The sequence below is a fragment of the Actinomyces polynesiensis genome (genome assembly GCF_000820725.1).
GTDB lineage: Bacteria > Actinomycetota > Actinomycetes > Actinomycetales > Actinomycetaceae > Pauljensenia > Pauljensenia polynesiensis.
In genome coordinates this window covers 1-5,652 of the sequence record NZ_CCXH01000041.1, presented here as the reverse complement: position 1 = coordinate 5,652, position 5,652 = coordinate 1, and the positions used below count along the sequence as shown (strand labels likewise).

The 5,652-nt window shown below is 71.0% G+C and carries 5 protein-coding genes and 1 pseudogene; all 6 read right to left on the bottom strand.

Annotation, left to right across the window (positions count from 1 at the left end; translation table 11 throughout):
* Window positions 1-366, bottom strand: a pseudogene (gene murD, locus TA90_RS01490) (UDP-N-acetylmuramoyl-L-alanine--D-glutamate ligase); the annotation flags it as partial.
* The gene (gene mraY, locus TA90_RS01485) at window positions 348-1,433 is read right to left on the bottom strand and encodes a phospho-N-acetylmuramoyl-pentapeptide-transferase (protein WP_043534254.1); all 1,086 of its coding nucleotides are present in this window, start codon (window positions 1,431-1,433) and stop codon (window positions 348-350) included. The pseudogene murD and the gene mraY, both read right to left, overlap by 19 nt.
* Window positions 1,430-2,830, bottom strand: coding sequence for a UDP-N-acetylmuramoyl-tripeptide--D-alanyl-D-alanine ligase (locus TA90_RS01480; protein WP_043534253.1), 1,401 nt, complete (start codon window positions 2,828-2,830; stop codon window positions 1,430-1,432). The genes mraY and TA90_RS01480 overlap by 4 nt, the downstream gene beginning before the upstream one ends.
* 47 nt (window positions 2,831-2,877) lie before the next feature.
* Window positions 2,878-4,626, bottom strand: a complete 1,749-nt coding sequence (locus tag TA90_RS01475; RefSeq protein ID WP_043534252.1) for a peptidoglycan D,D-transpeptidase FtsI family protein — start codon at window positions 4,624-4,626, stop codon at window positions 2,878-2,880.
* 17 nt (window positions 4,627-4,643) lie between these two features.
* Complete coding sequence (locus TA90_RS01470; protein ID WP_043534251.1) at window positions 4,644-5,039, bottom strand: cell division protein FtsL; 396 nt, start codon at window positions 5,037-5,039, stop codon at window positions 4,644-4,646.
* On the bottom strand, window positions 5,036-5,652 hold a 617-nt coding region (gene rsmH / locus TA90_RS01465; RefSeq protein WP_043534250.1), incomplete at its 5' end, for a 16S rRNA (cytosine(1402)-N(4))-methyltransferase RsmH. The genes TA90_RS01470 and rsmH, both read right to left, overlap by 4 nt.

The following is a 5,652-nucleotide window of genomic DNA, read 5'->3' as shown; positions in this document are numbered from 1 at the left end:
CAGCCACGGACGACCTGCGTGGGGGCCCTCCTCCTGGAGGCGCCAGGCGAGTTCGACCTCGCCCCACAGGGGGATGCCGGCCTCGGCGACGCGACGCCACACCGGGGTGTGGGGGGCGATCCCGGGTGAGAGGACGACGAGGCCGGGCGACGCCGCGAGGACGGCGTCGGCGAGGTCCTCGTCACCGGGGACGACGCGGAGGTCCACACCGGCGAGGTCCTCACCCGCGGGCGGGTCCTGGGGCCTCTGGTCGAAGGCGAGCACGCGATGTCCCCGCAGCGCCAGCGCCCCGGCCGCCCCGCGACCGGAGCGGCCCCATCCGATGACTGCGACTGGATCGGTGATGTTCACAGGTGCGATGCCCACTCCGCGTAGAAGAGCCCGACCCCGGTGATCGCGAAGAGTGCGGCGATCAGCCAGAAGCGGACGACGATGGTGATCTCCTCCCACCCCTTCAACTCGAAGTGGTGGTGGAGCGGGGCCATCCGGAAGACGCGCTTGTGCGTGGCCTTGAAGACCCCGATCTGGATGACGTCGGACATGGTGATGACCACGAACATCCCACCGATGACGACGGCGATGAACTCGGTGTTCGTGAGGATCGAGAGCCCCGCGAGGGCGCCGCCGAGGGCGAGTGACCCGGTGTCGCCCATGAAGATCTGGGCCGGTGAGGCGTTCCACCACAGGAACCCGGCCAGGGAGCCGACGATGCCGGCGCTGAGGATCGCCAGGCCCAGCGGGTCCCGCGTCGGGTAGCAGGCCTCGAGGTTGACGGTGGATCCCCAGCAGGACTGGACGTTCTGGAACACCGTGATCATCGTGTAGGCGCCGAAGACGAAGATCGAGCAGCCCGTGGCGAGACCGTCCAGTCCGTCCGTGAGGTTGACCGCGTTCGACCAGGCGGCGACCAGGAAGTTCGACCACAGGAGGAACAGCACCACTCCCACGCCCACCCCGGCGAAGGCCAGGGTGACGCCGGTGGGGCGGAACACCGAGATGGCCATCGACCCGGGGGTGATGCCGTGGCGGTCGGGGAAGACCAGCGCGCCCCAGGCGAAGAGGGACCCGACGAGCAGCTGTCCGGCGAACTTGGCGCCGGCGTGGAGGCCCAGGGACTGTTCGTGGCGCACCTTGAGCACGTCGTCGAGCAGTCCGATCACGCCCAGGCCCACGAAGAGGAAGACGAGCAGGGTCGAGGACCAGTCGGGCACGGACCCGATGGCGAGGTACCCCACCAGCCACGCGATGACCGAGGCCACGATGAACACGACTCCGCCCATGATGGGGGTGCCGCGCTTGGTGAGGTGCTGGGTCGGTCCGTCCTGGCGGACGAACTGGCCGATGTGGTGGTTGACCTGGAAGCGGATGAACACCGGGGTGAGGCCCATGGACAGCACGAGCGCCACGGCGAAGGAGATGATGACACCGATCACCGGGGCACCCCGCTTCCCGCCAGGGCGTCGGCGGTGCGCCACACGCCCGAGCCGTTGGACCCCTTGACCAGGACGACGTCCCCGTCACGCAGGAGGCCCCGCACGAGCTCGGTGGCCTCCTCGGCGGTGGTGGCACGTTCGGTGACCGCCCGGCCCTCCAGCGGGGCGAGGAGCGGGTCGGCCGCCGCCCCGACCGTGACGACCACGTCGATGCCGAGGTCGGCGGCCAACTCCCCCACCCCTCGGTGCAGGTCGTCGGAGGCGTCCCCGAGTTCGAGCATCTCCCCCAGGACGGCCACGGTGCGCCGGCCGTGCGCCAGCGACGCGAGGGCGGCGAGACCTGCGCGCATCGAGTCCGGGTTCGCGTTGTAGGAGTCGTCGACCACGGTGACCCGGTGACCGTCGACCTCCGCCTCGCTCACCGCCATGCGGTGCGGGGACAGGGCCGCGGCGGAGTCCAGCGCCGCGGCGGTCTCCGCGGCCCCCAGGCCGAGCGCGTGGCACACGGTGGCGGCGGCCAGGGCGTTGTGCACGTGGTGCCGGCCCACGAGGCCGAGGTGGACGTGGGCCCGCCCGGAGGGGGTGGACAGCGTGAAGGAGGCGTGGTCGCCCTCGTCGGTGGTGATGTCGAGCGCGTGGACGTCCGCGACGACCGCGGGGTCCACCGAGAAGCGCAGCACGGGGCCCTTCGCGTGGGAGGCCATCGCGCGCACGAGGTCGTCGTCGGCGTTGAGCACGGTGGTGGCGCCGGGGCGCTCCCCGTCGACCAGTTCGACCTTCGCGCGGGCGACGGCCTCGCGGGACCCGAAGCCCCCGAGGTGTGCGCTGCCCACGCGCAGTTCGACGGCGATGTCCGGGGCCGCGATGCCCGTGAGGTAGGTGAGGTGGCCGGGTCCGGAGGCGCCCATCTCGAGGACCAGGTAGCGCGTGGAGGCATCCGCGCGCAGGACGGTCAGGGGCGTGCCGACCTCGTTGTTGAAGGAGAGGCGGGGCGCGACCGTGGCACCACGGGTGGCGAGGACCTGGGCGAGCAGGTCCTTGGTGGTGGTCTTCCCGACCGAGCCGGTGATGGCGACGACGGTGATGTCGGTGTGGGAGCGCAGGTCCTCCAGGTGCGCGTGGGCGAGTTCGCCCAGGGCCCGCGTGGAGTCCCCGACGACGACCTGCGTGATGGCCGCGTCCTCGACCGGGTGCTCGACGATGGCACAGACGGCGCCGGCGTCCGCAGCGGCACGGGTGTACGCGTGGCCGTCGGTGGTCCCACCGCGGCGCGCGACGTAGAGGGAGCCCGGCGCGGCCTCACGGGAGTCGGTGACCACGGGGCCCGTGATGTCCACGTCCGGACCCACCACGTCCCCCGACACGGCCTCGGCCACCCAGCTGGCGTGCCTGTCCATCGTCCTCCCTCCGGGAGCCACCGGGGCTCCCTGTTCTGCCCGTTGTCTCACTGCCCGGGGGCGATCGGGTAGAGGTCCGCGGCCTCCGAGGAGGCCGGGACTCCGAGGTTGCGCACGGCCTGCGTGACGACCTCGCCGAAGAGTGGTGCCGCCGAGTCCGACGACAGCCATCCGACCTTGGGATTGTAGAGCACCACCGCGACGGCCAGACGAGGCGCGTCCGCCGGCACCACACCAGCCACGGTCGAGACCGTGCCGCCGGTGATCTCGGCGGTACCCGTCTTCACGGCGAGGCGGTAGCCGTCGACCTTCGCCGTCTGCCCCGTGCCCTGGTCCGTGTCGACCGTCGACTCCATCATCCGCAGCAGCTCGGAGGCGGTCTTGGAATTCATCGCCTGGACGGGCTCGACCGGGTCGGCCTCGTGGACGGTCCCGTCGGCCAGCGTCCAGGACTCGACGAGGCGTGGGGCCATCCTCACACCGCCGTTGCCGATGGTGGCCATGATGCTGGACTCCTGGAGGGCGGTCATCATGTAGGACTGCCCGAACATCGACACGTACTTGTCGCGCCCCTGCCACTCGGAGGGGGTGCGCAGCACGCCGGCGGACTCCCCCGCCAGTTCCACACCCGTGGTCTGTCCCAGGCCGAGCGCCTTCATCATGTCGTAGCGCTCCTGGTCCGTGACGGTCTTGCCGATCAGCACGGTGCCGGTGTTGGAGGACTCGGCGAGGATGCCGGTCGCGGTGAGCTGCTCGGTGGCGTGCTCGTGGAAGTCCGTGATGGGCAGTGTCTCGCCGGGGATGTCCAGGGAGTAGGGCACGGTGAAGACCGTGGTCGGGGTGACGGTGCCCTTCTCGAGGGCCGTGGCCATGGTGATGACCTTGCCCACGGAGCCGGGTTCGAAGGCGTACTGGACGCCGGCCACCGCCTGGGGGGCCGAGTTGTCGGGTGACTCGGACCCGGAGTCGGCCATGACCAGCACCTTGCCCGTGGCGACGTCCTGGATGACGACCGCGCCCCACTCCGCCTGGTGGGCCTCGACACTGGTGTCGAGCGCCTCCTGGACCGAGTGCTGGAGGTCGGCGTGGATGGTGGTGGTGACCGTCGCCCCGTTCTCGGGCTCCTGGGTGGTCTGCTTGCCACCGGGCATGATCGCGCCGTTGGGGGCGATCTCGTAGGCCTCCTTGCCGGGTGTGCCCTTGAGCAGCTCGTCGAAGCTGGCCTCCAGCCCGGAGGAGCCGGAGCCGTCCTGGTCGACGGTCCCGATCAGGGGCGCGGCGGTGTTGCCGTTGGGGTACTCGCGCTGGAAGACGGACTCCCACTCGATGCCGTAGATGCCCAGCGCCCGGATCTTGCGGTACGTCACCGCGTCGACGTTCTTCTTGAGGTAGACGTAGGTGCCGTCCCCGACCATCTCACCGCCGAGCTCGACCGCGTCGATCCCGAGGAGCGGGGCGAGCTGGCGTGCGGCCTCCGCGGGACCCTTGCCGACGAGCACCGATCTCGTGGTGCCGTCCGCCTGCTCCTGGTCCTCGTAGTGGCGCCACTTGAGGATGTTCACCTGGTTGACCGCGATGTGGTAGGTCTGCACCGAGTCGGCCAGCACCAGTCCGGTGGCGTCGACGATCGACCCACGCTGGGCGGCGACCTCGGAGACGGAGGTGCGCACCTCCTGCCCCTCCTCGGCGAGGGCGGGACCCTGGACGATCTGGACGTAGAACAGCCGGGTCACGCACAGGACCAGGAACAGCGTCGAGACGACCAGGATCCACCGGGCACGTCGTGCCGAGACCATGTCCGCTCCTCCCGTGCTCATTGCGCCGGCTGTCCGCCCTCGACGCTGCCGTCGGACAGTGAGATCAGTCCCGTCGTCCCGGCGGGAACCATCCCCTGCTCTCGCGCGGCCTTCTCCAGCGCGATCGGCGAGGAGAGCTGCTGGAGCTGGGTCTGCAGCGTCCAGGACTCGGCCTCCAGGGCGTTGAGCTTGAGCTGCTGGTCACGGATGGCGAAGGAGGTCTCCGCCATCTGCGTGTTGATGACCATGGGGGCGATGATCGCCGCCACGAGCACGAGCAGGGCGATGACGACCAGGGGGACGACCGACCTGCGCGGGCTGCGTCCCTCGACGACCCGCAGGTCGGGACGGACCGTCTCCCGGAGGCGCTCGGGCCTCGAGGCGGGGCGTGTCCGTGCGGCTGCGGTGCTCATGATCGGGTCCTCCAGGGTGAGATGATCTCGACGCCGCGCAGCCTCACGGATGCGGAGCGGGGGTTGCGGGCGAGTTCGGCCTGGTCCGCGCGGCCCGCGCCACGCGTCAGGAGTCGGAGTGGGGCGTCCGTGTGGTCCGGCAGCACGGGGAGCCCGGGTGGGGTCGTGTCCCGGCTGCCCTCACGGAAGACGGCCTTGACGATGCGGTCCTCCAGGGACTGGTAGGACTCCACGACCACGCGTCCTCCCACACGCACCGACGCCAGTGCGCGGGGCAGGGCGTCCTCCAGGATGTGCAGCTCGTCGTTGACCGCGACGCGCAGCGCCTGGAAGGTGCGCTTGGAGGGGTTGCCGCCCGTGCGGCGCGCCGGGGCCGGGATGGCCCGACGCACCAGGTCCGCCAGCTGTGAGGTGCGGGTCAGTGGCGTCCCCGCGCGCTCGGAGACGATGAGCCGGGCGATGCGCTGGGCGAAGCGCTCCTCACCGTAGGTGCGCAGGATGCGGGTGAGTTCGTGCTCGTCGGCGGTGGCCAGGAGCTCGGCCGCGGAGATCCCGCTGGTCGGGTCCATGCGCATGTCGAGCGGCGCGTCGTGGGAGTAGGAGAAGCCCCGCT

What these genes read in the sequence shown, in the direction of transcription:
- TA90_RS01480 (WP_043534253.1), bottom strand. Translation starts at nt 2,830, where the DNA reads ATGGACAGGCACGCCAGCTGGGTGGCCGAGGCCGTGTCGGGGGACGTG.
- TA90_RS01475 (WP_043534252.1), bottom strand. Translation starts at nt 4,626, where the DNA reads ATGGTCTCGGCACGACGTGCCCGGTGGATCCTGGTCGTCTCGACGCTG.
- TA90_RS01470 (WP_043534251.1), bottom strand. Translation starts at nt 5,039, where the DNA reads ATGAGCACCGCAGCCGCACGGACACGCCCCGCCTCGAGGCCCGAGCGC.